The sequence below is a fragment of the Citrobacter braakii genome, from assembly GCF_009648935.1.
Lineage (GTDB): Bacteria > Pseudomonadota > Gammaproteobacteria > Enterobacterales > Enterobacteriaceae > Citrobacter > Citrobacter braakii.
In genome coordinates, this window is the sequence record NZ_CP045771.1 from 3,759,655 (window position 1) to 3,785,630 (window position 25,976).

General features: G+C 49.6%; 26 protein-coding genes and 1 pseudogene. 10 read left to right on the forward strand and 17 right to left on the reverse strand.

Translation table 11 applies throughout. From position 1 onward, the window contains the following. Positions 1 to 57: 57 nt before the first annotated feature. The 3 genes from GFC06_RS17620 to GFC06_RS17630 form a co-directional block, all read right to left on the reverse strand. Positions 58 to 2,685: a fimbria/pilus outer membrane usher protein gene (locus GFC06_RS17620; RefSeq protein ID WP_194831203.1), complete on the reverse strand. Its 2,628-nt coding sequence runs from the start codon at positions 2,683 to 2,685 to the stop codon at positions 58 to 60. 33 nt (positions 2,686 to 2,718) lie between these two features. Continuing rightward, complete coding sequence (locus tag GFC06_RS17625; RefSeq protein ID WP_227021107.1) at positions 2,719 to 3,426, reverse strand: fimbria/pilus periplasmic chaperone; 708 nt, start codon at positions 3,424 to 3,426, stop codon at positions 2,719 to 2,721. A gap of 65 nt (positions 3,427 to 3,491) precedes the next feature. Beyond that, positions 3,492 to 4,100, reverse strand: coding sequence for a fimbrial protein (locus GFC06_RS17630; RefSeq protein ID WP_047498935.1), 609 nt, complete (start codon positions 4,098 to 4,100; stop codon positions 3,492 to 3,494). Between the two features lie 860 nt (positions 4,101 to 4,960). Here GFC06_RS17630 and dgcJ point away from each other — a divergent pair. The 3 genes from dgcJ to GFC06_RS17645 all read left to right on the forward strand — a co-directional run bounded on the left by dgcJ (position 4,961) and on the right by GFC06_RS17645 (position 7,583). After that, the gene (gene dgcJ / locus GFC06_RS17635; RefSeq protein ID WP_103766197.1) at positions 4,961 to 6,451 is read left to right on the forward strand and encodes a diguanylate cyclase DgcJ; all 1,491 of its coding nucleotides are present in this window, start codon (positions 4,961 to 4,963) and stop codon (positions 6,449 to 6,451) included. Between the two features lie 44 nt (positions 6,452 to 6,495). After that, positions 6,496 to 6,999: a YbaK/prolyl-tRNA synthetase associated domain-containing protein gene (locus GFC06_RS17640; protein ID WP_046275927.1), complete on the forward strand. Its 504-nt coding sequence runs from the start codon at positions 6,496 to 6,498 to the stop codon at positions 6,997 to 6,999. A 137-nt stretch (positions 7,000 to 7,136) separates the two neighbouring features. Continuing rightward, positions 7,137 to 7,583, forward strand: a complete 447-nt coding sequence (locus tag GFC06_RS17645) for a DUF441 domain-containing protein (RefSeq protein ID WP_016152803.1) — start codon at positions 7,137 to 7,139, stop codon at positions 7,581 to 7,583. Here GFC06_RS17645 and GFC06_RS17650 read toward each other — a convergent pair. Further along, positions 7,560 to 8,358, reverse strand: a pseudogene (locus tag GFC06_RS17650) (AraC family transcriptional regulator). The gene GFC06_RS17645 and the pseudogene GFC06_RS17650 sit on opposite strands and share 24 nt — an antisense overlap. Positions 8,359 to 8,457: 99 nt before the next feature. On the opposite strand from GFC06_RS17650, the gene GFC06_RS17655 reads away from it, so the two are divergent. Then, positions 8,458 to 9,645, forward strand: coding sequence for a CynX/NimT family MFS transporter (locus tag GFC06_RS17655; RefSeq protein WP_047358591.1), 1,188 nt, complete (start codon positions 8,458 to 8,460; stop codon positions 9,643 to 9,645). Positions 9,646 to 9,682: 37 nt separating this feature from the next. Here GFC06_RS17655 and GFC06_RS17660 read toward each other — a convergent pair whose 3' ends face one another. Further along, positions 9,683 to 10,390: a CTP synthase C-terminal region-related (seleno)protein gene (locus tag GFC06_RS17660; protein WP_016156299.1), complete on the reverse strand. Its 708-nt coding sequence runs from the start codon at positions 10,388 to 10,390 to the stop codon at positions 9,683 to 9,685. A gap of 198 nt (positions 10,391 to 10,588) precedes the next feature. On the opposite strand from GFC06_RS17660, the gene GFC06_RS17665 reads away from it, so the two are divergent. Then, a complete protein-coding gene (locus tag GFC06_RS17665) occupies positions 10,589 to 10,936 on the forward strand; it encodes a DUF488 domain-containing protein (protein ID WP_153690444.1) in 348 nt (115 codons plus the stop codon). A 7-nt stretch (positions 10,937 to 10,943) separates the two neighbouring features. On the opposite strand, the gene GFC06_RS17670 is transcribed toward GFC06_RS17665, so the two are convergent. Continuing rightward, complete coding sequence (locus GFC06_RS17670; protein WP_016152798.1) at positions 10,944 to 11,192, reverse strand: putative hemolysin; 249 nt, start codon at positions 11,190 to 11,192, stop codon at positions 10,944 to 10,946. Positions 11,193 to 11,378: 186 nt separating this feature from the next. Here GFC06_RS17670 and GFC06_RS17675 point away from each other — a divergent pair, with 186 nt between their 5' ends. The 3 genes from GFC06_RS17675 to yoaJ are packed head-to-tail and all read left to right on the forward strand — an operon-like array spanning position 11,379 to position 12,627. Next, positions 11,379 to 12,404, forward strand: a complete 1,026-nt coding sequence (locus GFC06_RS17675) for a sensor domain-containing diguanylate cyclase (RefSeq protein ID WP_153690445.1) — start codon at positions 11,379 to 11,381, stop codon at positions 12,402 to 12,404. A gap of 47 nt (positions 12,405 to 12,451) precedes the next feature. Beyond that, positions 12,452 to 12,550 (forward strand): YoaK family small membrane protein, encoded by a 99-nt coding sequence (locus GFC06_RS17680; protein ID WP_032941789.1) that lies wholly within the window; start codon positions 12,452 to 12,454, stop codon positions 12,548 to 12,550. 2 nt (positions 12,551 to 12,552) lie between these two features. Further along, positions 12,553 to 12,627 carry a protein YoaJ gene (gene yoaJ / locus GFC06_RS17685; protein WP_101700011.1) on the forward strand — a complete coding sequence of 25 codons (75 nt, stop codon included), beginning with the start codon at positions 12,553 to 12,555 and terminating at the stop codon, positions 12,625 to 12,627. 49 nt (positions 12,628 to 12,676) lie between these two features. Here the strand turns inward: yoaJ and GFC06_RS17690 are convergent, their stop codons facing one another. Next, positions 12,677 to 12,925: a GlsB/YeaQ/YmgE family stress response membrane protein gene (locus GFC06_RS17690; RefSeq protein WP_047498947.1), complete on the reverse strand. Its 249-nt coding sequence runs from the start codon at positions 12,923 to 12,925 to the stop codon at positions 12,677 to 12,679. 359 nt (positions 12,926 to 13,284) lie between these two features. Between GFC06_RS17690 and fdhF the strand changes: the two genes are divergently transcribed. Next, entirely contained in the window at positions 13,285 to 15,432 is a 2,148-nt protein-coding gene (gene fdhF, locus GFC06_RS17695) for a formate dehydrogenase subunit alpha (protein ID WP_153690446.1), read from the forward strand. A gap of 52 nt (positions 15,433 to 15,484) precedes the next feature. Here the strand turns inward: fdhF and GFC06_RS17700 are convergent, their stop codons facing one another. The 10 genes from GFC06_RS17700 to GFC06_RS17745 form a co-directional block, all read right to left on the reverse strand. Further along, positions 15,485 to 16,129 (reverse strand): hypothetical protein, encoded by a 645-nt coding sequence (locus GFC06_RS17700; RefSeq protein ID WP_153690447.1) that lies wholly within the window; start codon positions 16,127 to 16,129, stop codon positions 15,485 to 15,487. 214 nt (positions 16,130 to 16,343) lie between these two features. Further along, positions 16,344 to 16,526, reverse strand: a complete 183-nt coding sequence (locus tag GFC06_RS17705) for a DUF1869 domain-containing protein (RefSeq protein WP_003832433.1) — start codon at positions 16,524 to 16,526, stop codon at positions 16,344 to 16,346. Positions 16,527 to 16,529: 3 nt separating this feature from the next. Next, positions 16,530 to 16,892, reverse strand: coding sequence for a DUF1971 domain-containing protein YeaR (gene yeaR, locus GFC06_RS17710; protein ID WP_005120376.1), 363 nt, complete (start codon positions 16,890 to 16,892; stop codon positions 16,530 to 16,532). A gap of 173 nt (positions 16,893 to 17,065) precedes the next feature. Then, positions 17,066 to 17,704, reverse strand: a complete 639-nt coding sequence (gene leuE / locus GFC06_RS17715; RefSeq protein ID WP_016152793.1) for a leucine efflux protein LeuE — start codon at positions 17,702 to 17,704, stop codon at positions 17,066 to 17,068. 140 nt (positions 17,705 to 17,844) lie between these two features. Continuing rightward, complete coding sequence (gene zinT, locus GFC06_RS17720) at positions 17,845 to 18,495, reverse strand: metal-binding protein ZinT (RefSeq protein WP_016152792.1); 651 nt, start codon at positions 18,493 to 18,495, stop codon at positions 17,845 to 17,847. An 85-nt stretch (positions 18,496 to 18,580) separates the two neighbouring features. Further along, positions 18,581 to 19,171, reverse strand: coding sequence for an ATP-binding cassette domain-containing protein (locus GFC06_RS17725; protein ID WP_047498953.1), 591 nt, complete (start codon positions 19,169 to 19,171; stop codon positions 18,581 to 18,583). Further along, positions 19,155 to 19,949, reverse strand: coding sequence for an ATP-binding cassette domain-containing protein (locus GFC06_RS17730; RefSeq protein WP_153690448.1), 795 nt, complete (start codon positions 19,947 to 19,949; stop codon positions 19,155 to 19,157). Before GFC06_RS17730 ends, GFC06_RS17725 begins: the two co-directional genes overlap by 17 nt. Beyond that, positions 19,943 to 20,755, reverse strand: a complete 813-nt coding sequence (locus tag GFC06_RS17735; RefSeq protein ID WP_103283907.1) for an ABC transporter permease — start codon at positions 20,753 to 20,755, stop codon at positions 19,943 to 19,945. The genes GFC06_RS17730 and GFC06_RS17735 overlap by 7 nt, the downstream gene beginning before the upstream one ends. Beyond that, positions 20,745 to 21,719, reverse strand: coding sequence for an ABC transporter permease (locus tag GFC06_RS17740; RefSeq protein ID WP_153690449.1), 975 nt, complete (start codon positions 21,717 to 21,719; stop codon positions 20,745 to 20,747). The genes GFC06_RS17735 and GFC06_RS17740 overlap by 11 nt, the downstream gene beginning before the upstream one ends. Next, positions 21,719 to 23,305, reverse strand: a complete 1,587-nt coding sequence (locus tag GFC06_RS17745; RefSeq protein WP_153690450.1) for an ABC transporter substrate-binding protein — start codon at positions 23,303 to 23,305, stop codon at positions 21,719 to 21,721. Before GFC06_RS17745 ends, GFC06_RS17740 begins: the two co-directional genes overlap by 1 nt. 432 nt (positions 23,306 to 23,737) lie before the next feature. On the opposite strand from GFC06_RS17745, the gene GFC06_RS17750 reads away from it, so the two are divergent. Beyond that, positions 23,738 to 25,825: a TonB-dependent receptor gene (locus GFC06_RS17750; protein WP_153690451.1), complete on the forward strand. Its 2,088-nt coding sequence runs from the start codon at positions 23,738 to 23,740 to the stop codon at positions 25,823 to 25,825. Positions 25,826 to 25,976: the final 151 nt, after the last annotated feature.

Sequence of the window (25,976 nt, forward strand, 5' to 3'; positions counted from 1 at the left end):
CTCCTTTTTTAATTAAAGACATCAATGCTGATGTGGCTTAACTTAACGATGATGTTATTAATCACAGATTACGTTATCGACAGACAACGTCTTACTGTTGATATCTTCCTGAGTCGTTTCAGGTAACTGATAATTAAACCGACACTGTTCTTCGGTGTTATCGCCCCAGATAACAGATAACGTCCCGGACTGCTCTATTCCTCGAGTAAAGGCACGACCACCTTGTCCAACCGTGCCCACGACCTCATTATTTTCATTAAATATCTCAGACCCCAGAGGAATATTTTTACCATTTTTCAAACTAAGACGGAAAAATACCGAGCGACGATCGTCCGTAGCGAAAGGAACATAAATAATAGCCCCTGCACGCGGAACAACTTTCGTCGATGTCTCTTTTAATTCGGTATCCTGTTCCATTTTCGATGGATCGATACTCACATCATTAAAGCGGTAAGGTGACAGGCTAGAAACATAGGCATACCCGGCACTGTTAATTCGCGCAGTCCTATCACCCATCGCCAGTGCGCCCTTCGCACCTTTCGCCTCAATCAATGCAACAGGCGTGTCACCGTTAATGGTTCGTCCGAAAGTTACGCCGCCCTTGTGAATTAAAACCCCACCGCTGCCGTTCACAGACATCTGACGGCTGTTCTCTGTATCGGCAGATATGTTCCCCCCCCAGCTACCGTAACGGGTATCCCAGGAGGCATTCGCCCCAATATTCTCAATCTTATTATCGTCGTAGCCGTTGCGGCGATAACTTGCGTTGACGCCATAGTTCATGCCTGCATCCTGGTTATAACCCGAGGTCGAGGTCGATAAATTACTGTCTCCCTTGCTGCTTCGGGTATAACTGGTGTTCAGGTAATCAAACAGCGGCGCTTTATCACCGGAACGATCGCCAAGCGGTATAGAAAACGACAAATAAACCTGATCGTCTTTCTCATTACCGTCAGTGTAGTAACGGTTAACGGAAACGCTATAGCTGACTTGTCCCAGAGAGTTGCTGTAACCCAACTGATAACTTTTCTCTTTGCGTCCTGAACGCCAATACTCTGATAGCATCGCTGAAGAATAAAATGAGCCCCATCCATTTTCCAGCGACTGGTTGACGTTGAGTTGTACCTGTGACTTAAGGCGATCCTCCAGGTCCATCCAGTCGGTTTCCGATAGTCGATCCACTGCCTCACTCAGCGTATAGAAATCTTTTGTCGAATAACGGTAAGCCGCAATATTGAAACTGGTATTTGTCGAGGAGATAAAACTGTTGTATTTAATCCCCACACTCTGCCCTTCCCGGCTGCCTTCTTCCGCTGACAAATGCGACTGTGTCAAGTCTATTGAGACTGCACCAATCGGCGTATTCAGCGCCACCCCGCCGAGAGCAGAGTAGTAGCCCGACATATATTCAGCACCGGTATATAAAGACAGATAATTATTCAGACCATATTGCCAGGTTCCCTGGGTGACAACAGGTTTCTCTGCGCTGCTCGATCCGTTATATTCCCCCACCGCCAGCGAATAAAGGCTGACCCCTGGGTAAAGCAATTGCCCACTGCCATTGAAAGGGATAATCAACTGACGCGTCCGACCGTCCGCCTCCTGAATCGTAACGTCAAGCTGTTCGCTGGAGCTGATCGGATTATAATCGTCAATCGAAAATGCTCCCGGCGGCACGGTTGTTTCTAATATTTTAGTGCCAGCCTGGCTGATAATAATTTTCGCATTCGACTCCGCAACCCCACGAATAACCGGACGGAAGCTGTTCAGGGAGTCTGGCAGCATTCGCGTGTCGCTGCTCAGCGTCACGCCGCGTAATGGAAACCCATCAAAAAAGGTGCTGCTGCTATAGATCTCACCGACCCGTAGCCGTGACTTCAGCGGCGCGACATCGTGTTCCACGTACAGGTTCGAACTGTCGAACGTTGTTCCACTGTCTTTTGTGTAGTTCGCGTCGCCACGGACACGGACGCGCCAGCCCAGTAAATTCAGTCCACCATCAAGGCCGACCCAAGCGCTATCAGAGCTAACCCCACTGTAACTTGAACGATAATAACTGGTGTTATAACCGACAAACGCCGCGTTAACGCCGTCATCCCAGAGCGTATCCGGCACTTCATCAGGACGTGTTGCCAGTACCATGGCCTGTGGAATATTCAGCATAAAACGCTGATCGTTGATATCCATTTTCCATTTAGCCTGGGGGATCAGGGTTTTCAGCGAAATGCAGCTTTCCGCCTCTGCGCCAGAAACATTAATGGCACCAGGATCAACACCAAAATTCGCCAATTCTTTCAGGCTCAGGCAAGGAATTGCACGTAACGGATCTTTTGGGTTTTCATCAAACTGAATTTCAAACTTACCCATTTCGCGCTCGTTAAGTACAACGGTTGCGTAATGCTTCCCGGCGGTAACAGGGTTTCCTTTGGAAAAACGGCTAACGTCTATTGGCTGATTAGATAAAAAGATATTACTAAATTCTACCTCTTCATCTTCAGTACCGATTTCCTCACTTTCTTTATTTTCTTCTTTTTCCTGCACATTAGAATTTTCTACTGATGATGCAGGCGAAACACTATTTTGTGCAGGGGTTTCAGTAGCATTCGCTGTCCCGACAACATTCAATAAAATAAATGTGCTAGCAATACTCGACAAACGAAAACGATCGCTAATTAACATATCCATAGAAAAACCCGAACGTTCCATCGTGAAAAAATACTATTTGATAACAGCAGTACCCTCTACATCGTTACCATAATCCGAAATATAGCTATACGTCAGATTGGTTCCTACAGCTGCTTTAAACGTTTTGTTATCAAATGTGAACTTTTCCGTTGCAAAAGGTGCAACCATTCCTGGCTTCGCCGAATTATTACCGACTTTCATCATGTTGAAGGTCAGATAATAAGGGGAGTTATTTTTTGCAACTAATGTGCCATTTTCCGCACGCCATTCAACCTTACTTGCCGCATCTTGTGGTTTTACGGGTAAAGCATCTGGGCGATAAAACATCTTAATCCGAGTACGAAACGCCAGTTGTAATTTATTATTGCCAGCAGCCTCACCTTTTGCTTTTGGCGGAACCTCTAACACGTTCAGATAATAAATACTTTCACGATCTTTCGGCAAACTGGCGTCCATTTTAGAAATACGCAGCGTCTGGCCTTTCTTCGCATCAATACGTGACACCGGAGGTGTTAACATAAATGGCAGATCGATATTTTCCGGCGATTCCGTTGCACGACCATCATCCAACCATGACTGCACCAGCAGTGGACGCGGCCCCTCATTGGTCAGGCGAACGTTAACTTCTTTGGCTGCTTCTTTATAAATCACACGCGTGGTATTAATGACGACATCGGCCCATACAGACGAACTGAAGGCCAAAGTCGCGGCCATAATTGCAGATAAATATTTGATGGACATTTAATTTATTACTCTCTGAAAAATAAGGCGGCAATAAAAACTGCCGCCTCAGTCTTAATCAATAATTACTGGTAAACTACGCTGAAGGTAGCTACCGTTTCGATATCACCAGCGACAACATCTGTACCCGTCTGGACATAACGAGTGTTAAAACTGTAGGTCTGGGCATTCGTCGTTGTACTTTTATAATCCGCTGGATCGATAGTATTCAGATCCATCGCCAGTTTGTTGGAGAGGTCAGCGTCTTTAGTGAAGCCAATCTGCACGCCTTTAGCAGCAGTATCCATGGTATTGACGGAGTCCAGCAGGACGTTACGATAGGTGCTGGTGCCTGAATCCGCATAACCAGTAGAATCAAAGCTAACCGCAACACCGGTTTTACCGGCTGGCATCACGCAGCCTTCCAGAGTGATATTTACAGTACGCATATCTCGAGAAGCTTTCAAAGTGGTACCATTCGCGGCCGCCACAGAATCCGTCAGATCCACAGCAGCAATCGGATCAATCTGCAGCAAAGTAGAAGTCGGTGCACCGTTGATCGCCACAGCACACGTTTTGTTAATGACTTCGCCATTAATACGAATCTGGCCATCAGCCGCCATCGCATTCACCGCACTTAAACCACCTGCAACCAATGCAGCAACTTGAGCAATTTTAATAATTGAACGACACATAATTCATAACTCCATTTATTTACAAAAAATATAACTAATACTTACCGTGCATTATGCTGGCGTATACAAAAGCACCACATTTTAGTTCCACTGCAGCCCGCAATAGCGGTGTAGATCAAAAACAGTAGCAAAGATTATTAAGGGTAACGCCGTGAGCACATTATTATATTAATGGATGTAAATTGCAACCAATTGACACGCTACAAAATATATATGAAAGCATTCACAGGCCGCATTTAAAATTCACTTAAAACATAGAAAAAAAGTCACACAGAAAATAAAATGATAAGTTAAAACAATTAGTTAAAGAAAACATAATATAATTTATAAATAGAAAAACCTATGACATCAATAGATGAAATACACTCTATTTTTAGGAATAAATCCAAGATCAATCGATCTCATGAATAAATTCACGAGATGAATTTAAAAAAAATATTGATACAATTACAATATAAGATATTTGAAAACAATTTTATTGTCGCAACTTATTTACCTTATCATTAATAAAACATATACATTAGGAACAATAACCACCGCCGTTATATTCCTCCCAACCCAGAACAATAAACGAGTCACTGGATGTCTGACTCTCCATTGCAAGCAATCTGCCTCTCGGCTTTTATAGATAACGTTGTTATCAGCGACCTTAGTGATAACTTCTGCCCATCTTTATGCCCGTATCAGCATGGTAAACACTCTGTTGCTTCAACGCCCCCGGACGCTGACGGGTTTTGCCCTGGCTGACTAAGAACACACGCGAATGATTTTTATTACAAAATGCCCTTCCCAGTAGCGTTAGAGCGGATGTATGGCGTGTGATAGACTGAAGTATCAGACTTACAGGGCTGTACATCATTATGCAATTGCATCATAAAGCGCTCAGGCTCTTTATCTCCGTCAGCGTCGTTGTTTTGACGTTTTCTTTTTTAGTTTATGAGCTCATTGCCAGCGATAAAGCAATGAATGCGTACATGCGCTATATCAATGAGAAAGCCGACTCATCGTTTCTCTATGATAAGTATACTAATCAAAGTATTGCAGCCCATCTGATGCGCACATTTTCATCCCCCCAGGTACCCGCTTCTATCGAGCAACAAAAAGCACTTTGCAACGCTTTCGACAGCGTTAACGGCACTCATGGGCTCAACCTCACCCAGCATAACTACCTACCATTACACGGTACGTTGCAAACCCCCACCACAAAATGTAGCGAGAAACTTGCAGACATATTTCTACTGCCCTCTTTTGACCGGGCGGTAAACGTTAATCGTGAGCAGAAAGATTACGGTCATGGTTTAGGTATGCAGGAGTATAAATTTCGATATTACGTCGATCTCAAAAATAACTACGTCTATTTCTTTGATCTGGTCGACTCGCGGAAATTTGCGATACACAACTGGTCGTTTTTGCAAAAAGGAAACCTGGGTATCAACCAGAATGATATTGACGGTATTTTCACTGGCCGCACGGTAATCTCCCGTATTTATGAAGATAACCTGACCGAGAAAAAAGTGATGAGCTTTTTAACACCGGTCTACTATGCCGGTAAGTTAAAAGGCGTGGTGATGGTGGATATCAACAAAGAGAATTTAAAGAATATTTTCTATACCAGCGACCGCCCTCTCGTCTGGCGCTATCTTAACGTGACGCTTTCGGACATCAACTCAGGTAAAGAGATACTCGTTCACCAAAGTGAGAACAACCTGTTTAGCTATGTTCACTACCAGGAGGACATGCCCGGCGGTATACGCATCACCTTATCGCTTGATTTTATGTACTTTATTGTCTCCTCCTGGAAAGTATTCGCCTTCTATCTGCTGGCGACAATACTGTTGCTGAATATGGTCAGAACGCATTTTCGGCTATATCACAACGTCACGCGTGAAAATATCAGTGACGCGATGACCGGGCTCTACAACCGCAAAATTTTAACGCCGACGCTCGAACAGCGTTTACAGCAGTTGGTAAACGCGGGCACCCTCGTGACCTTTATCGCCATTGATTGCGATAAACTAAAAGTCATTAATGATACGCTGGGGCATAAGGAAGGCGATCGCATTATCACCATTCTGGCTAGAGCCATTCAAACCTCGATTCGCAAAAACGACTATGCCATCCGCCTCGGTGGGGATGAATTTTGCATTATCCTCATCGATTACCCCGCTGAATTAACGCCTCGTCTGCTGGAGAGGATTCGCTATAACTTACAAATTATTGCGCAAGATAGAGCAATCAGCTTCTCCGCAGGGATTTATAATATGCAGCCAAACGACACCATTGATGATGCCTACAAAGCATCCGATGCACAGCTCTACCTGAACAAACAGAAAAAACGCGCGGATGCGTAATCATTTTTCTGACAGGATTTTCATTGTTGTACCAGGAGTAAGTCATGACGGAAGTGAACAAAGGTAACGCAACGCATCAGCGTTTAATTTCGCTGTTGTCAGAACAAGGCGCGACGTATCGCGTGGTAAGCCATGAAGCGGTCGGCAAATGTGAAGCGGTTTCTGAAATTCGCGGTACCGCACTGGGCCAGGGAGCAAAAGCGCTGGTTTGTAAGGTCAAAGGCAACGGCGTTAATCAGCATGTCCTGGCGATTCTTTCTGCCGACCAGCAGGCCGACCTGAGCCTGTTAGCCAGTCATATCGGCGGGTTAAGAGCATCACTTGCCAGCCCGGCGGAAGTCGATGCATTGACAGGTTGCGTATTCGGCGCTATCCCACCGTTTAGCTTCCATCCAAAACTTAAGCTGGTCGCCGATCCGCTATTGTTTGAGCGTTTTAATGAAATTGCGTTCAATGCCGGAGTGCTGGAAAAATCCGTGATTATGGATACCGCAGATTACCTGCGTATCGCGCAACCGGAATTACTCCCGTTCCGCCGCGTACAATAGCCGCCCGAGTCAGGTGTAAAAACGTAGCATCGTGCATTAGCCCAAAAAAAATCATAATCATTAAAAAAAGCCTGTTCCGTCACGCGTTTACGCGTACAGTAAGCAGGCTTATTTTTTCTTTTGGCAAGGAAACTACGATGTTTGATGTCACTCTGCTGATCCTGCTCGGACTGGCAGCTCTGGGCTTTGTCAGCCACAACACCACTGTCGCTGTTTCAATTCTGGTGCTGATCATTGTCCGTGTTACCCCTCTGAATACTTTCTTTCCATGGATAGAAAAACAGGGCCTGACTGTCGGGATTATAATTCTAACCATTGGGGTCATGGCGCCGATCGCCAGCGGAACGCTCCCCCCCTCCACGCTCATCCACTCTTTTGTGAACTGGAAATCACTGGTCGCTATTGCCATCGGGGTATTCGTCTCCTGGCTTGGCGGGCGCGGTGTCACGCTCATGGGTAGCCAGCCTCAGCTTGTGGCCGGTTTACTGGTGGGTACAGTTCTGGGCGTGGCGCTATTTCGCGGTGTGCCGGTGGGACCGCTCATTGCGGCAGGTCTGGTGTCATTGATTGTTGGGAAGCAGTAGCCAGTCCAGCCAGATAACGGCCTGGCGTCTGTCCCAGGCCTTTTTTGAACATGGTGATAAATGCCGTGGTCGAATCGTAACCGAGCATTTGCGCAACCTGTTGCACGTTATGACCATCTATCAGCGCCTGCAGCGCCAGAATCAATTGAAGCTGGTGACGCCAGCGGCGAAAACTCAACCCCGTTTCTTTAACGACCAGACGGGCGAGGTTCCGCTCACTCATCGCAAATACGCTGGCCCACTGTCCCAGCGTCTGCCACTGCGCGGGCTCCCGCGCCATCGTCGCGACCATTCTGCGGATTTTCGGGTGATCGGAAACCGGCAACTGCATTTGCTCCTGCGGTTGCTGCGGGAGTTCATCAAATAGCACTTGCGTCAGCCGCTGGGTAGACGGCTCCAGCCGTTGATCATCCGTTTTGGACGCCAGCGCCAGAATGAGCTCCCGACATAATGGGGCGATTTTCAGGGTGCAGCAGCGTTCAGGCATCACGACTGCCTGCGGCTCAATAAACAAAAAGCACAGTTGCGCCCCAACGGTAACGTGGTTGCTGTGTGGAATTTCACCGGGGATCCATACCGCATATTGTGGAGGCACCATCCACATGGCATTTTCAACCTCACAGGTGATCGCGCCATGCAAGGCCAGAATCAACTGCCCCTTACGGTGCTGATGCAGCGGACTGAAGAGTTCATCTTCCCGGGCCTGAATACAAAACGCCACCGCCGCATCGTGGTAAAGGTCGGGCTCATACCCATCCAGCCTCAGTCCTAACATAAAAATGTCCGTTTTTAGCGATAAACTGTCATTTTAGCTTGATTCATCCATTGAGTAAAAACGCTAAAGTATCGCCTCGCCTGACGATATGAGAAAAAAATGACAAATATGCCTTCCTCCCGCGGCAAAAACGCAGCCTGGCTGATCGCGGGGATCCTGATGATTGCCACCACGCTGCGCGTCACCTTTACCGGAGCCGCCCCGTTGCTGGATGCAATTCGCACCGACTACGGCCTGAGTACCGCCCAGACGGGACTTCTGACCACCCTGCCGCTGCTGGCCTTCGCACTGGTATCGCCTCTGGCCGCCGCCGTTGCACGCCGTTGGGGTATCGAACGCAGCCTGTTTGCCGCAATGCTACTGATTTGCGCAGGTATTGCGATACGTTCTCTGCCCACGCCAGGTTTCCTGTTTAGCGGCACAGCTATCATTGGTTGCGGAATCGCGCTGGGAAATGTGCTGTTACCTGGGCTGATTAAGCGTGATTTTGCTCAGCATGTGGCAAAACTCACTGGCGCATACTCGCTGACTATGGGCGCAGCGGCGGCACTGGGTTCAGCTATTGTGGTTCCGCTGGCGCTGAACGGGTTTGGCTGGCGCGGTGCGCTGATGGTACTGATGGTCTTTCCGCTGCTGGCGCTGATTATCTGGTTACCCCAATGTCGCCAGACGGCCAATGCCAGTTTGAGCAACTCGCGCGCTTTGCATTCCCGCGCGATCTGGCGCTCGAGCCTCGCCTGGCAGGTGACGCTGTTTCTCGGGATCAATTCACTTATCTACTACGTGATCATTGGCTGGCTACCCGCCATTTTAATCAGCCACGGCTACAGCGAAGCGCAGGCCGGTTCGTTACATGGTTTACTGCAACTGGCAACCGCCGCGCCGGGGTTATTGATCCCTCTCGTCCTGAACAGATTTAAGGATCAGCGCGCCATCGCCGCACTGGTTTCGTTAATGTGCGCCGTCGGCGCAGCCGGATTCGCGGTAATGCCCGGGCAGGCTTTGCTGTGGACCATACTGTTTGGCTTTGGCTCAGGCGCCACAATGATCCTTGGTTTGACCTTTATTGGCCTGCGCGCAAGCTCAGCGCATCAGGCCGCGGCCCTGTCCGGCATGGCACAATCCGTCGGGTATTTACTTGCTGCCTGTGGGCCACCGCTGATGGGTAAGATTCACGACCTCAATGGTAGCTGGCTGATTCCATTAGCTGGGGTCGCCGTGTTAGCGATACTGATGGCAGTGTTTGGTCTGTGCGCAGGGCGTAATCGGGAGATCGCAAGCGCATAATGCAGCGGGCAGGTTTGGGAACAACCTGCCCGTTTTTTTATCCTCGCGCAGCGCGCAGCATTGCCTGAACTAACGGCACGGGTTTTCCCGCCAGCGCTCCACGTTCATGCTGAAAGAGTGTGCCGACAAAAAAAGGATGCGTCACCAGCTCAATGGCACGGATATCACCAGCCTCATCCCAGCCAGTCACACGAAGATCACCGCTCTCAAGCTCGGCGGCAAAATCTTCCGATACGCCATAGTTGCAGTGATACCCCTCGGAGATAACACCCCGTCCGTAGGCTTTGGCAATCAGCGTATTGGCCCTCAGTTCAATATCATCCGTTTTTTCTACCAGCGAGCAGGTCAACGGTGCGATGACCATCCGCCCCGTGGTATCCGTTTCCGCATGGGCAGCATCACTCCAGCCCAGCACGTTGCGGGCATACTCCAGAATCGCATGTTGAAAACCGCCACAGGTCCCGAGGAATGGGATGCTGTTTTCACGCGCGTAGCGTATCGCGATCAGTGCGCCTTCCAGGTGCCGATATGGACTGCCAGGAACGACCCAAATAGCATCATAGCCAATCAGATCTTCACTGCTGCTAATATCAGAGGTGGTTAGCCAGTCATAATCAGCCACTAATTCCAGGACGGCAGCGGCATCATCGATAGCAAGAGGAATGGCCTGATGCGCCACAATATCAGGGCTGTAATCACCCACCAGCGCAATGCGAAGCGTATCTTTAAACGGGGAAATTTCCATTAAGCTTTCCTTATGTCCAGACAATGAGGGACAATATAAGGAGCCTCAGCCTACCGATTTTTTGTTGGTATCACAATCCCTTAAATTGGGAGTCAGGACGGGCAGAATGTTACAATTGTCACGTTTTACGATCTTATTTAACCGTAATAAAGGTGTCGAAATATATCAAAGCAGTGGATTAATGGAGCAGATGAAAAGATGAAAATTCAATGTAAACGCGTGTATGACCCAGCAGAAAAAAATGATGGTTATCGCGTTCTGGTCGACAGGTTGTGGCCTCGCGGGGTAAAAAAGACCGACCTTATTTTTAACGAATGGAATAAAGCGCTTACGCCGTCATCTGATTTACGCAAGGCGTTCCACGCAGAATTGATTGATTTCAAACACTTTTCCGAGCAATATCGCGCTGAACTCGCCCTACAGCAGCAGGAAGGAAAGCGTCTCGCAGAGATTGCCCGACAGCAAACCTTAACGCTACTGTATGCGGCGAAAAACACCCAGCAAAACCACGCGCTGGTGCTGGCTGAATGGATACGTCAATGCTAACCGGATTTCATTTGCCCGTTGTCGGATGATCTCTGCGCCAGAGCGCCCATTCATCAATCACTTCCCCGCCCGGTAATTTGCAGTCCGACCTTACGCCTTGCGGGGTCTGCACCGCAATTAGCGAACCGCCCTTTTGTTCGCAATACACCGATGCCGGATTCGCCAGACCAATCTTCGGCGGTTTGGGGGCTTCGGGCTGAGTGGTACATCCCGCTAGCACCAACAAGCCGGGCAAAATAATAGACGCCAGTTTCATATCGACTCCTGTTAAAAACCTTATCCCGGCAGGTTACCCCGACTTTCCATCTATCTCCATGTTTTACTGTCAGCTTTCAATTTAATGTTTAAGTTTTGAGCGGGATGGCGTGTTTCATCTTTCATCTTGATGTTCTATCATGCGGGCCACGTTAGCCCAGTCATTACTCAGGAGCATTTACACCTCATGTCGGACATGATCCTTGCCAGAGTCTCACAATCCTTAGCCACGGAGCAGTCAGTTGAGAGCCTGGTTCGGCAACTTCTGGAGATGCTGGAAGTGGTGACTGAGATGGAATCCACCTATTTAACCAAGGTCGATTTAGATGCCCGCCTGCAGCATATTTTGTATGCACGCAATAGCAAGCAGATGCAGATCCCTGAAGGGCTGTCCGTACCCTGGGATGAGACGCTATGCAAACGCGCCATAGACGAAAACTGTCTGTACAGCGACAACGTCCCCGCTCGCTGGCCGGAGTGTACCGCCGCCCGCGCGCTGGAGATAACCACTTTCCTGAGCACGCCGGTTCATCTTCCCGACGGAACGTTTTACGGTACGCTCTGCGCCACCAGTCGCCACCAGCACGCATTAAGCCAACGTGGCGAACAGGTGTTACATCTGTTTGCAGGCCTCATCGCCCAGTCAATTCAAAAAGAGTCGCTGGTTGCTCAGTTACGCGAAGCGAATGCCGCGCTGATTGCGCACTCTTACACCGATGCCCTGACCGGATTACCGAATCGGCGCGCCATTTTTGAAAATGTTGAGACTCTTTTTTCCCTTGCCCGACATCTCAGGCAGAAGATTATTTTTGCCTATATTGATTTGGATGATTTCAAATTGATCAATGACCGCTTTGGCCACGAGGTTGGCGACCAGTTTCTGATCCAGATTGGTCAACGTCTGCTTAGCGAATGCGGTGACAATGATATCCTTGGCCGACTGGGTGGTGACGAATTTTTAGTCGCGAGCCTGTCACCGGAAGATGACAGGGATCCGCGGGACCGCCTGCAGCAGGTGAAAAATCAGCTACAACAGCAAATTTGCGGTGACTACCATCTGGGTGACATTCATCTATTTTATCCTGGCGCCAGTCTGGGCGTGGTGGAAATTAATCCGTTGGAGACTGATGTAAACTGCGCGCTTCACCTCGCAGACAGCGCAATGTACAAGGATAAAAAGCGTCAGGATAAAACCACTTTTGTCGTACATTAAGCCCTGCTATGCTAACCCGTCTTTAAATAACTCTGGCAGATAATCGTATGCGACTCGGTATTATTTTCCCCGTCATCATTTTCATTTCCGCTGTCGTTTTCTTATCCTGGTTTTTTATTGGCGGCTACGCTGCGCCGGGAGCATAACGATGAAAAAAACAACGCTTATTATGATTGGTGTGGCTATCATCGTCGTTCTGGGAACAGAATTCGGCTGGTGGTGACCTAAGAAAAAGGCCACATATTAGTGGCCTCTATTGTCTGTATGTTTACTTAGCTTTTGATTTTTCTGTAGATAAACAACACCACAATCGCACCGATCACCGCCACGGCGAAACTGCCGAAGTTGAAACCATCGACTTTACCAAAACCAAATAAGGTGCTGATCCAGCCACCCACTACCGCACCGACAACCCCTAAGATAATGGTCATAAAGAATCCGCCGCCATCTTTACCCGGCATAATCCATTTTGCCAAAATCCCAGCAATAAGACCGAAAACCACCCATGAAATAATGCCCATAATTTCCCTCACTTATGTTTTTAAATTAACGATTCACTCGTCGTATAAAAGCATAGCATAGCGCTGAAAAATTAAAATTTGTGATCGCTATCACTTCTGTTTTTCATCTTTTTCCGATGTTTCATAAGGTTACACCGCTGACCGGCAGACTAATTTTGTCGCGCCTCGTCATTAATGTCGAATCGTCAGTCATTCTGCTTAACGCTTTGGCCGTCAGCCCCTGCTATTGCTGGGTTTTCACTTCTGGCACACTTTATGCTTAAACAGCCCGTCACTACGACACATCGTAGTCCGCGATGCGTATCGCGTGACTGCGTCTACAATTCGCGCTATTTCAGCATTTAACAGGTCTGTTATTGATGAAAAAAATCACCAGTGTATGCCCATACTGTGGGGCCGGGTGCAAGCTCAAGCTTGTTGTTGAGAATAACAAAATCATCCGCGCTGAGGCCGCAGAGGGTGTAACGAACCAAAATCAGTTATGCCTGAAAGGTTATTATGGTTGGGACTTTCTTAACGACACTCGCCTTCTGACTCCCCGTCTGACTCGCCCGATGATCCGTTATGAAAAAGGTGGAAAATTCACTCCCGTTAGCTGGGATGAAGCCATTCGTTACACCGCAAAACGCTTAACTGAAATCAAAAATACCTATGGCCCTCGTGCCATCATGACCACCGGATCTTCCCGTGGAACAGGGAATGAGACCAACTACGTGATGCAAAAATTCGCACGTGGCGTGCTCCATACCAACAATGTCGATTGCTGTGCCCGCGTCTGTCACGGCCCTTCCGTGGCCGGGTTACAGGAGACGTTAGGCAATGGCGCCATGAGCAATTCCATCAGCGACATTGAAAACTCAAAATGCCTGCTGATCTTTGGTTATAACTGTGCCGATTCACACCCAATTGTGGCCCGCCGGGTAATTAAAGCTCGCCAGAACGGCGCAAAAATCATTGTCTGCGACCCACGCCGTATTGAAACTGCCCGTATCGCTGACCAACATTTGCAGTTGAAAAACGGTTGCAATATGGCGCTCGTCAACGCGTTTGGCCATGTTCTCATCGAGGAGCAACTCTACGATCGCGAGTATGTACAAAAGCATGCGGAAGGACTGGAAACATACTGGGAAACCGTTAAGGAGTATGCGCCTGAAGACGTTGAACATTTAACCGGTGTTCCCGCACAGCAGGTTCGTCAGGCGATGCGTACATTTGCTGCGGCGCCATCGGCCACCGTGATGTGGGGGATGGGCGTCACCCAGTTTGGTCAGGCCGTTGACGTGGTTCGTGGTTTGTCGAGCCTGGCCTTGCTGACCGGAAATCTGGGACGCCCTAACGTCGGTGTTGGCCCGGTGCGCGGGCAAAATAACGTGCAGGGCGCGTGCGATATGGGGGTGCTGCCTAACCAGTTTCCAGGGTATCAGGACGTAACCGATTTCGCCGTCAGGGAGAAATTTGCCGCCGCATGGGGTATTGACGTTAATCAGATGGATGACAAGGTTGGAACCCGCATCACCGAAGTTCCGCATCTGGCTATCGAAGGCAAAATCAAAGCCTACTACATCATGGGAGAAGATCCGCTGCAAACCGAGGCCGATTTGGGTCTGGTCCGCGAAGGATTTAACGCGCTCGATTTTATCGTCGTGCAGGATATCTTCATGACCAAGACGGCGGAAATGGCCGATGTCCTCCTGCCTGCCACCTCATGGGGTGAACACGGTGGCGTCTTTACCTGCGCCGATCGCGGTTTCCAGCGTTTTGAGAAAGCGATTGAACCCACTGGTGATGTAAAGCGTGACTGGGAGATTATCAGTCTGCTGGCCAGCGAAATGGGCTATCCAATGCAGTATCAAAATAACCAGCAAATCTGGGATGAGATGCGCGAGCTGTGTCCACTGTTCTACGGCGTGACCTATGAGAAAATGGGTGAGATGGGTCATGTTCAGTGGCCATGTCCCGATCTCGATAGTCCTGGTACGCCCTACCTTTACGCGCACAGCCAGTTCGATACCGCCAATGGCAAAGGCAAACTGTTTGCCGCACCGTGGCGAGCGCCAGCAGAAGTTCCTGATGAGCAATATCCGCTGGTGCTGTGTACCGTGCGTGAGGTTGGGCACTACTCCTGCCGTTCGATGACCGGCAACTGCGCAGCGTTGCAAGCACTGGCAGACGAGCCAGGGTATGTGCAAATCAATACCCATGATGCTGAAAAAATGGGTATTCGTCATCGCGATCTGGTATGGGTCAGCTCGCGCCGCGGTAAGGTCATCAGCCGCGCGGATGTCTCCGAGCGCATCAATGCCGGAACGGTCTATATGACCTATCAATGGTGGATTGGCGCGTGTAACGAGTTAACCCAGGACAATCTCGATCCTATTTCGAAAACGCCGGAAACCAAATATTGCGCCGTAAATATTGAGCACATTATCGATCAGGGGTGGGCAGAAAAATATGCCGCACAAACGTATAGCGATATGAAGTCACGTCTGTGTGAGGCTATTGCGTAAATCACCGCCATCATCGCCTGAGTCTGGCTTTCCAGACTCAGGCCTTATCTCATTACTTCGCCAGCTGTGGTTCACTGAAGCGGATGGATGCAGCTTCCTCCTGCTTATCCCGCCGCATAAAGCCGAGGTTCATCAGAAACAATCCCGCCATAAACGGTAGTTCGTACAGTTCTTCAATCAGATCGCCATACTGAGCATTGTGCAGAAAGATGGGAGCCAGCAGACGATGATGCTCTACCGTATCGGAGATCAAAAATGCACAGGTGGTGATCGCTAACAGCCACAGAGGTAGCGGTTCATTGCGCAAGCGACGGGCAATATCCTGGCGTAAGCGCTTCGAAATCAGCACTGGCAGAATAATCATGGCAATCAATACCACTGAGATAGCCCGGAACAGGAGTTTGGGATGCTCAGGAAAATAATCGCGGCCCCAACTTGTGCTTCGGCCCAGTAATACCAGCCACCACGCTGCCGCCCAAAGCCAAAATTGCTTCTCGCCTTCGGGACGTGATAAGGGCCTGATGTAGCTGAGTGTAAATATGGCACCAAACAGCAGCCATAGCGCCTGCCCATTTTCAATCCAGCTGACGACAGTACCGTTGAGTAGCGGGAGATGCCAGTTCGCGGCGAACGGGATCGCCACGATGGCTAATCCGAGAATGATTGTGGGTAATGTAAGTCGGGTATTGAGTTTCATAAGCGCGATGTTCTGTTTTATATCTGTTTCGCGATCATAACCCCTGTGAATGATCAACTATTAGCAATCAATGCGACTCTCTTAAGGTATTCTTAAGGAATCCTTTCAGGATATTTCCCTGTTTCGCCCAGAAAAAAACGCACTGCGCCGTCAAAGCGCAGTGCATTTTTTAGATTAAAAACTAATATATTCAATCAGTAGCAGTGACTAATGCCTACCACCCGCAGACTTCGTGCTCATTTTCGGTATCGTACGAACGCACGGTATTGACCAGATCTTTGACCACTTCAGCTGCCACATCCGGCACCAGTAATGTCATTGGTGCCTCTGTTTCATAATCAACAGAAACACCGTTGCTGTTATTGGTCACGGTTACGGTATAGGTTGCTTTACCCATGATTTACTCCTTGCCGGTGCGCACGACTTTTCGTTGATTTGCACTCTCCATCAGAACTTCCGGGGCGACGAAAAAATCGATATTAAAGTAAGTGTCGTCGGTCATCACTTCGATGTTATGCCATTTTTCCGGTGGAAAAACGCCAAACTGACCGGCTTCAATAATCATCACCTCTACTGGCTCCGGACTGTGTTCGTCTGCGTATCCGAGATATTTGACCGCCCCCTGCATAACCGAAAGTCGAGGATAAACCCCGGCTCGGGTCCCTTTATCAAGGTGGCGTTCGAAAATTCCGGCAGGCGCCGTTTCTTTGTTCCAGAATGGCGTAGAGCGTGTATGGATATGATTCTGTGGAATTTGAAGCATTTTTCTTCCCTTTTCCAGTCGACAACCAGCGAGTCATATTGAACCGCTGCTGTACACAGGGTACGCCTCAAAATATACATTTAAAATACCATTTATTGGTTATAACCGTACGATTATAAATGAAAAGCAGAGCGCAATATTAAAGGCCCGCCACTATCAGCGGGCCGACGGCATCACGATTGAAGCGTGGCCAGACGGGCGGCAAAACCAACGAAAATCAGGCCGATAAGGGAATTCCCCACTTTCGCCAGTTTCTTCTTCGTACGGATATATTGCGTCACAAACGCGCCGGAGAAAATAAGGAAGCTCAGATAGAAAAAGCTCACTATCTCAAGCGTAATAGCCAGAATAAAGAATGACAGCCCTGAATGCGGCGCATTGACATCAATAAACTGCACGAAGAATGACACATAAAACAGAATAGCTTTGGGATTGGTCAGGCTCAGGATTAATGCGCGCTTAAAAATAGCGCCAAACGGGACTTCCTCGGGCGCGGCGTCGCTTGCTTTCGATTTCAGTGTTGCATACAGGATCTTCGCGCCAAGATAGAGTAAATAAAAAGCGCCAAGATAACGAACGATATTGAACAAAACGGGCGTTGTTTTAATCAATGCAGCAACACCGGCATAGGCCAAAAACATCAACACGGCATCACCAATAAACACACCGCTGGCGGCGAGATAACCCCCCTTTACTCCCCTACCGACGCTGTTCTTCAGCACAAATATCGTATTTGGCCCCGGTACCAGCACGATAAAAATAGCCCCCACCAGATACGTCCAGTAATTCAGAACTCCATACTCTGCGAACACGTTAACCTCTTCCTGAAAAAACACATGCACTTGCTGCGATACAATATGCTAACGAATGCGACAGGTGATGGAAAGAGCAGGTTATTAATTAAAAAAACCCGCCACTGGTGGCGGGTGTGTACAGATAAGGTTAGCCCAGATTAATGGTGCAGCATCTCATCCACTACTTCTTCGCCCTTCAGCTGATAAGGGTAGTAGGTAGGCCAGTTTTCCATCTCCTCAAGCAAGGCAGCCTGCGAGGTATTTCCCATAAAGATATGGAAGTGGCTCGATTTACGCGGCGCGATAATATGATCGCTGAATTGCACGTATTTAGGCGCTTTGCTGTCAGCGGCTTTACACTCAAACAGATACCGTACACCTTTCTTGCCTGATTTATAGTGCAAGATTTTATACCCGGCATAATCGTATTTGCACGATGCGACCTGATTACCGGTGTGAAATTCCATCACGCCATCTTCGATGCCGATGGTGTCTACATTGGTTGCATAGCCTGTACGGTAATAAGCTTTAATTTGTTCTGCCGTTTTGCTTTTATCTTTCTCCGCTTTCTTTTTGAAAACCGGATCAAGTTCGCCACTGACCAGATACGGATAGACAGATTGCCACATGCCATCCCAGTCGGACAGCGCCCGGTTCTGCACCTGGTTATCATCAAATACCCCTTCCGACGCCTTTTGTTCTGCTTCACTCATCGGCGCACCATGGGAATGATGACCATGGGCCAAAACCTGCCCACTGACCAAAAGCATCCCCAGAGCGATTGTCAGTTTGTTAAAACGAATAGCCAAAATTTCACCCTCAAATCGTTTGCGAGTGAATTGTTATAATATAACGTAACAGTTTAATCAATAGACATTACTGCACGTTATTGCCTCACGCTTCAATGATTTTTCTGGAGCAGATCTGCTCAAGCAGAGCCTGCTGATGGCTGATAATGAGCATACCTAATGGCCGACGCTGGCACTCTTCAAGCAGCAATACCCAGATATCTTTTTGAATGGAAGGATCGAGCTGGGCGGTAATTTCATCGGCAATAAGAAAACGTGTCCGCGGATCCAGCGCGCGAAGTAAAGCAATTCGCGCCAGTTCACCGCCAGAAAGCTGTCCGGGACGGCGGGTTAACCACTCAGGGTTGATGTGAAGACGGGTAAGCAGTTCAGCATCAGGTCGCCAGGCATCATGAACCGCATCGCCGGTGCTGCGCCGCGGATTAAAGGTTAATTCCGGATGCTGTGGCACCAGTTGCACCGGGCAATACTGGTGCATTGGCAGCGGTTGGTCATCAACCAGAATGTCACCCGAGGTCGGTTTTTGCCAGCCCGCCAGTACGCGCCCCAACGTTGTTTTGCCGGTTCCGCTGGGTGCACAAACCCCAATGCGTTCTCCGGGGCGCAGAGAGAAGTTCAGATTTTGCCAAAGCACCTTTCCTCCCTGACAAATCGTCACTTCACGACAGCACAGCATCGCGCTCTCCAAAAAGTTGATTTCTTTCAGGCAGGGCCCGCCATTGGCGTTGCAGATGCTCGCTGATCTCTCCGCGTAACAGCTGTTCCCGGCTGACGTTATCCGACACCCTTCCCTGGTGCAGCGCGACAATGCGGTCCGCGTGGCGAGCGGCAAGCGTGAGGTCGTGCGTTACCCATAAAACGCCAGCCCCTTGCTCACATTGCTCACGTAGCTGTTCAAGCAGTTGATTAGCCAGCGGTGCATCAAGCCAGGCGGTAATTTCATCCGCCAGAATATAGCGAGCCTGACTCAGCGACGCGTGACAGGCCAGAACACGTTTCGCCATCCCCCCTGAAAGCTGGCGTGGGAAGGCATCTAATACGCGACTTTCCAGTTGGCTACGCTGGAGCAATCGTTCAATTTTTCCGGCATTCCAGGCCTGGCCGGAGAGCTGACTTGCCCTGCGCAGATGTTTTTCAATCGAGAGCAGCGGGTTAAGCGCCTGAACACCTTGCGGGACATAGCTGAAAGTATTGCCACGACATTTGCGAATATCATCACTGTCCAGCGTTTTCCCCTCCAGGGTGATGGAGCCGTTGAAACGCAAATTGTCCGGTAAGAAATCAAGCAGACATTGCAGCAACAGGCTTTTACCTTCCCCACTTCCCCCAACTAACGCCACCATCTGACCAGGCGCTACGTCGAAAGAGATATCCTGCAACAGCGAAGACCAGTTTCTCGCGCCGTACCAGCGATAACGCGCCACGTCCAGCGAGACCTGTCTTAAACTCAACATGCGTCACCTCGTAACCATAAACGATGCACTGCCCTTGCGAACTGATCGAATAACATAACCAGACTGAATAGCATCAGCCCAGGAAACAGCACTAACCACCAGTCGCCATGACTGATAAACCTCAGCGCATCAGCCAGCAACAGGCCCAGCGATGGTTCATGCGGCGCCAGCCCAAAACCGAGGAAGCTCAACGCCGCGCTGTGCAACACCGCGTGGGGAAACATCAGCAAGGTTCCCGTTAACCACTGGGGTAACAATGCCGGGAGATAGTGATGCCGCCAGCAGTAAAAATGTCCGTGTCCCAGACGCCAGGTTAACGTCAGATAGTCACTGTGGGCCACGCGCTGCGCTTCGGCACGCAGGATTAACGCCAGACGCGGCCAGTGGGTCAACGCAACTGCCATAATCACCCCATTTTTTCCGCCGCCCAGCGTGAAACAGATCAATATGAGCAACAGCAGATGCGGCATTGACAGCATGGCATCGGTAATCAGACGCATTAGTACATCCAGACGCGGATGTATACGTGAAACCGCTGCCATCAGTAATGCGATGAAGCCGCTGCACAACGCCGCGCCAATACCAATTTGCAGACTGGTTAACGCGCCCTGAAAGCAACGAATCCACAGATCGCGACCGAGGTTATCGGTGCCAAACCAATACAGCGCATCAGGCGGTAAATGACGGGCAAGCAGATTAACGCTCAATGGGTTATCCAGCGTCGCTGCGCCATACACCGCAATGCATAGCAGGCAGCTAAAAGAGAGCAGAAGACGAATCAGCGTCGGCGTCGGATTATAGAGCATCAGGTCGCTCCAGAGCACGGTTCAACACATGGACAAGCCAGGTAGACAACGAGTTGCCAATGAACACCAGTACGGTACTGAACAACACAATCCCCATCAGTAACGGCAGATCGCCGCGTAATCCGGCATCAATAGTGGCCTGTCCCAGTCCCGGATAAGCAAAAACTTTTTCCGCCAGCAATGCGCCGCCCAGCAGTTCTCCCAACGAGGCGAACTGCAGGCACAGCGCGGGCGTGATAGCGTGGCGCAGAACCTGATGACGCAACAGCGACCAGCCTTTATCTCCCTGAGAACGCGCAAAACGGACAAAATCGCTTTTCATCACGCTGGCGATACTTTCCCGTGTATGAAGTGTAATTTGGCCAAGTCCCAATAAACTTAGCGCGCAAACGGGCAGCACTAAATGGCGCAGACGCTCAGCCAGCGTGGCCATATCGCCACTGTTGCCCGGCTCCCACGCGCAGCAGACCGGAAATACCGGCCAGCGCACGGCAAATAACGCCAGCAGCAGCATGCCAATCCAGAATGTCGGCAACGACGAAAGCAGATAGCTGAGTCGACAGATTGCTTTATCCGGCCAGAGATTCAGATAACGACCCGCGACAAATCCCATTGCCGTTCCCAGTATGCCGGAGAGCAGCCACGCGCCGCCAAGCAAGGCAAACGAAGTTGCAAAGCGCTCCTTGATTACACTGGCAACCGGTGCATTAAACAACATTGAGTAGCCGAGATCGCCCTGCAATACACGTATAAACCAGTGACCAAAACGCTCCCATAACGGCTGGTCTAATCCCCAGCGAGCAGCGATACGCGCATATTGTTCCGGCGGCACGTGCAGGAGATCGTTGCCGATATAGGCGCGAATCGGATCGACAGGAGAAAAGCTGAGCAGCATAAAAGTGCCAGCCGCAACCAGCACTAATAACACAATCAGCCGTAGAAAATGGCCTACAACAGACTTCATCAACGGCAGGTCCAGGTCCATTCATCCAGATTATTGAGCAGTGACCAGCTACCGTGGATCTCCGGCGCGCCTTTGCCTAAGTCAATACACGGATTTGCCAGATAAGTGTGCTGAATGTTCAGCAGCCATGCCCAGGCGGCATCGCCCTGCACCCCAGCCCCTTGCTTGCCATCCCACTCCACCTGTTGCCAGAAAGGCAACGCTTTTTGCCAGTCCGGAGCATCAATGGCCTGTTTAAGATGTTGTTCAACGACGGGATTGCTGTAATAGCCTGGATTGTAGTATTCCACGCCCGCGGCCTGATTGCTGTAGTGATGGAAAAGCTCCATCGGATCCAGGCTTCCCCAGCCAAACAGCGTCGGATTCGAATGCATATGCCGCTCAACGGTTTCCCAGCTTCCGGATTGCAGCGAGACCTGAATACCCACGGGCTCCAGCATCGCACGTACGGCCTCGGCTAAATCCCGGCGCGTACTGTCACCGCTGGCGTACCACAGAGTCAGGCGAGCCTCTTTACCGTCTTTCACACGTACGCCGTCTTTCCCCACCTTCCAGCCGGCTTCTTCCAGAATCATCCGTGCTTTTTCGCTGTCGCCATCTTTGAACGCAACTGACTGTCCCTGCCATGGCAGGCCCTGAACCGCGCTATACGCCGGAATCGCATGACCTTCCATGACCTGATCGGCAAGTTGTTTACGATCGATGGCGTAGTTGATGGCGCGTCTGATGGCGATATCAGCCGTGATATCGTTGCCGACCGGATAACCATTGGCGTCTTTTTTACCCGCTGGAACCATCGGGAACACAATGCCACGGTTTTCCACGCTGTCGCGTACCCAAAGCTTCAAATTCTGCTGTTGAGGGGCGACCGCCATCGAAGGCGCAATACGCACGAGTCCCAGTTGACCACTACGCGCTGCGGCATAAGCGTTATCTTCATCAAGGAAGACAAACACCAGCTTACTGAAATCATTTTTCTTACCGGCATACCAAGGGTTCGCCTCCACGATCAGCTGCTGCCCCGGCTGAAAACTCACCAACCGATAAGGGCCCGCGCCAATCGGATTTTTGGCGAATGTTTTTTCGTCATACCGTTTTTCGGGAACAATACCCAAAGAGCCCAGCACGTTCACAAAGGTGCTCTGTGGGCTGCGCAGCGTGATTTCTACCGTGCGGTTATCTTTCAGGCTGGCATGAGTAAAGTTACCCATGTCGATTTTGCCGCCGCTCTTTGCGGCTTTATTATAGGTGAACACCACATCTTCAGCGGTTAGCGGGGAACCATCGGAGAATTTAAGGTCGGGTTTTAACGTCAACGTCCAGGTTTTGCCGTCAGCGCTGGTTTCAACTTTTTCCGTTAGCAGGTTACCCCAGCTCATATCTGCATTTTGTTTTAATAATGGTGCATGCAAAAGCAAATAGCTGCCATGACTCCAGCCCAGCATCGGGTCAAACCCTTCCGTTGGCTCAGGTCCAATTGCCAGCTTCAACGTCTGACCCTCGCTCACATTTTGCGCGGCGAGAAGTGGTGAGGTTATTGCGAGAGTCAATGCGCACGTAAGCAGTGCCAGCTTGCCTTTAATCATTATGTTATCCAGATTTGCGTTATTTTTATGCCGCTCAACGATTCATTGCCGTTAAACGGTCTCCTGGGGAAGGGATTATGGCGGACTGAAATGACGAAAAAAATGATGCGGCGCAGAAAAGTATGACGATTTTCTAAAATTATCATACTTTTTTCTGATACTCCTAATTGAGTACCTTCTGAATCGCAGAAAATAGATTAAATGTTAGCCATTCAATTAATGGCAAATTAATTACAACCTAATGATTACAAATACTAATTATTGGTCATTTCCGCTATTTACTTAGCTAAAACTAATGACAATTTATGTATATTTATTCAAGAAAAACACCAGAAGTGATAAGTTATGTAAACATATAATGATAATTATTTTTATTATCATTCCCATCAATTATCTTACTTCCTTTGAATTTTTAACAAAGGAAGTTTGACTATGCGCTTAAAACCTGTTGCTTCTGTTGTTCTGTCCTGTTTAGGATTTTCCAGTCCCCTGGCCTTCGCTGAAGATGTTATGGTGGTAACCGCTTCCGGTTACGAAAAGAAAATCACCAACGCTGCCGCCAGCGTCTCCGTTATTTCACAGCAAGAGTTACAAACCAATAAATATAATGATTTAGGCGAAGCCCTGCGTTCTGTTGAAGGGGTGGATGTTGAAAGCAGCACCGGTAAAACCGGTGGCCTGGAGATCAGCATTCGTGGCATGCCCGCCAGTTATACCCTGCTCCTGATTGACGGTATTCGTCAAAACGGCAGCAGCGATGTGACGCCAAACGGCTTCTCAGCTATGAATACCAGCTTTATGCCTCCACTGGCGGCAATCGATCATATTGAGGTGATCCGCGGCCCGATGTCGACGCTTTACGGCTCCGACGCAATCGGTGGCGTGGTGAATATCATTACCAAAAAAAGCACCGATAAATGGAGCACCTCCATCAATACCGGCGTTAACCTGCAAGAGAGTAATAAATGGGGTAACAGCACGGTCGCCAACTTCTGGTCAAGCGGCCCGTTAATCGCTGGCGTACTGGATATGCAGGTTCGGGGTAGCACCACCCAACGTCAGGGTTCCAGCGTTACCTCCCTGAGCGATACCTCCTCCACCCGCGTACCTTATCCTACCGAGTCAGAAAACTATAACATCGGCACGCGACTCGACTGGAAAACGAATGAAAGCAATACGCTGTGGTTAGATCTCGACTCCGCCAGACAGCGCTATGATAACGATGACGGTCAGTTGGGTAACCTGACGGGGGGTTACGATAAAACGCTGCGCTATGAGCGTAACAAAGTCACCCTCGGCCACGATACCGCCTTAACGTTCGGCACCTGGAAATCCTCCCTCGGCTGGAATGAAACTGAGAACAAAGGACGACAACTGGTCTCCTCCGCACTCACGCCAGAGAACGCAGGCCGGGCCGGTGACGCACGTGAACTGAAGAACACCAACGTCATTCTGGACTCAGTACTGCTGACGCCATTAGGTGATTCGCACCTCTTAACCCTCGGCGGGGAATATTGGGATGCGCGCATGAAAGACGGTGTGGTGCTGGCCAATACCGGCGAAACGTTCCATCAAAAAACGTGGGCAGCCTATGTAGAAGATGAATGGCATATTCTCGACTCGTTGGCCTTAACCGCAGGGACACGCTACGAGCATAACGATGTCTTTGGCGGTCATCTCAGCCCACGCGCGTATATGGTTTGGGACGTATCCGACGAATGGACGCTTAAAGGCGGCGTGACGACAGGTTATAAAGCGCCATCACTGAGCCAGTTACATAACGGGATCAGCGGCGTAACCGCGCAAGGAACCGTGAATACGGTCGGTAATCCGGACCTAAAACCTGAGGAAAGTATCAGCTACGAAACCGGGCTGTATTACGAGAACGACACCGGGCTGAACGCCAACATTACCGGCTTCTATACCGAATACAAAAATAAAATTGTCTCGTATTCTATCGATGATAATACCAACAGCTATACCAACAGCGGCAAGGCAAGGACCGATGGCGTTGAATTTGCCAGCACCTTCCCTCTGTGGTCGGATGTGCTGACTTTATCCCTCAACTACACCTACACCCAGAGCAAGCAAAAAGATGGTGACAATAAAGGCGCGCCGTTAAGCTACACGCCAAAACATATGGCTAACGCTCGCCTGAACTGGCAGGCAACGGAAGATATGAATGCCTGGCTGAGCGCACGTTATCGCGGTAAAGCCCCACGCTTTACCGAAAATTACAACAACCTCAGCGCAGTACAAAAGGCCGTCTATGACGATAAAGGCGCTGATTTAAAAGCCTGGACCGTTCTCGACATGGGGATGTCTTATAAGCTGACCAAAGATCTGACGCTGAATACGGCGGTCAATAACGTGCTGGATAAAGACTTTAGCGAGGTTAAGCTTTACCAGGTGGGCCGTAATAGCACCTACGCAGGAGATTACTACCAGACTGCACAATCCACTACCGGATACGTAAACCCGGGCCGTAACTATTGGGTATCATTAAACTACCAGTTCTGATTTAGTTTTTTCCTACCAGACGGGCTGTCAATGATAGCCCGTCTACCACTGGGTTTCATCAAATGCCCGGCACTGTTCTTTTTGCCAGCCAGCGGGGCTCCAATGTTTTTACCAGAGATAAAGCGGCAAGGAATATTTTCGTCCCCGGCAG

Coding starts and splice junctions, on each gene's coding strand:
- GFC06_RS17675 (WP_153690445.1), top strand. CDS start 11,379: ATGTCGGACATGATCCTTGCCAGAGTCTCACAATCCTTAGCCACGGAG.
- GFC06_RS17700 (WP_153690447.1), bottom strand. CDS start 16,129: ATGAAACTCAATACCCGACTTACATTACCCACAATCATTCTCGGATTA.
- GFC06_RS17680 (WP_032941789.1), top strand. CDS start 12,452: ATGCGACTCGGTATTATTTTCCCCGTCATCATTTTCATTTCCGCTGTC.
- yeaR (WP_005120376.1), bottom strand. CDS start 16,892: ATGCTTCAAATTCCACAGAATCATATCCATACACGCTCTACGCCATTC.
- GFC06_RS17745 (WP_153690450.1), bottom strand. CDS start 23,305: ATGATTAAAGGCAAGCTGGCACTGCTTACGTGCGCATTGACTCTCGCA.
- GFC06_RS17660 (WP_016156299.1), bottom strand. CDS start 10,390: ATGGAAATTTCCCCGTTTAAAGATACGCTTCGCATTGCGCTGGTGGGT.
- GFC06_RS17630 (WP_047498935.1), bottom strand. CDS start 4,100: ATGTGTCGTTCAATTATTAAAATTGCTCAAGTTGCTGCATTGGTTGCA.
- GFC06_RS17740 (WP_153690449.1), bottom strand. CDS start 21,719: ATGAAGTCTGTTGTAGGCCATTTTCTACGGCTGATTGTGTTATTAGTG.
- GFC06_RS17735 (WP_103283907.1), bottom strand. CDS start 20,755: ATGCTCTATAATCCGACGCCGACGCTGATTCGTCTTCTGCTCTCTTTT.
- GFC06_RS17645 (WP_016152803.1), top strand. CDS start 7,137: ATGTTTGATGTCACTCTGCTGATCCTGCTCGGACTGGCAGCTCTGGGC.
- GFC06_RS17725 (WP_047498953.1), bottom strand. CDS start 19,171: ATGCTGTGCTGTCGTGAAGTGACGATTTGTCAGGGAGGAAAGGTGCTT.
- fdhF (WP_153690446.1), top strand. CDS start 13,285: ATGAAAAAAATCACCAGTGTATGCCCATACTGTGGGGCCGGGTGCAAG.
- GFC06_RS17750 (WP_153690451.1), top strand. CDS start 23,738: ATGCGCTTAAAACCTGTTGCTTCTGTTGTTCTGTCCTGTTTAGGATTT.
- GFC06_RS17705 (WP_003832433.1), bottom strand. CDS start 16,526: ATGGGTAAAGCAACCTATACCGTAACCGTGACCAATAACAGCAACGGT.
- GFC06_RS17670 (WP_016152798.1), bottom strand. CDS start 11,192: ATGAAACTGGCGTCTATTATTTTGCCCGGCTTGTTGGTGCTAGCGGGA.
- dgcJ (WP_103766197.1), top strand. CDS start 4,961: ATGCAATTGCATCATAAAGCGCTCAGGCTCTTTATCTCCGTCAGCGTC.
- GFC06_RS17730 (WP_153690448.1), bottom strand. CDS start 19,949: ATGTTGAGTTTAAGACAGGTCTCGCTGGACGTGGCGCGTTATCGCTGG.
- GFC06_RS17625 (WP_227021107.1), bottom strand. CDS start 3,426: ATGTCCATCAAATATTTATCTGCAATTATGGCCGCGACTTTGGCCTTC.
- GFC06_RS17665 (WP_153690444.1), top strand. CDS start 10,589: ATGAAAATTCAATGTAAACGCGTGTATGACCCAGCAGAAAAAAATGAT.
- GFC06_RS17655 (WP_047358591.1), top strand. CDS start 8,458: ATGACAAATATGCCTTCCTCCCGCGGCAAAAACGCAGCCTGGCTGATC.
- GFC06_RS17690 (WP_047498947.1), bottom strand. CDS start 12,925: ATGGGCATTATTTCATGGGTGGTTTTCGGTCTTATTGCTGGGATTTTG.
- GFC06_RS17640 (WP_046275927.1), top strand. CDS start 6,496: ATGACGGAAGTGAACAAAGGTAACGCAACGCATCAGCGTTTAATTTCG.
- GFC06_RS17620 (WP_194831203.1), bottom strand. CDS start 2,685: ATGGATATGTTAATTAGCGATCGTTTTCGTTTGTCGAGTATTGCTAGC.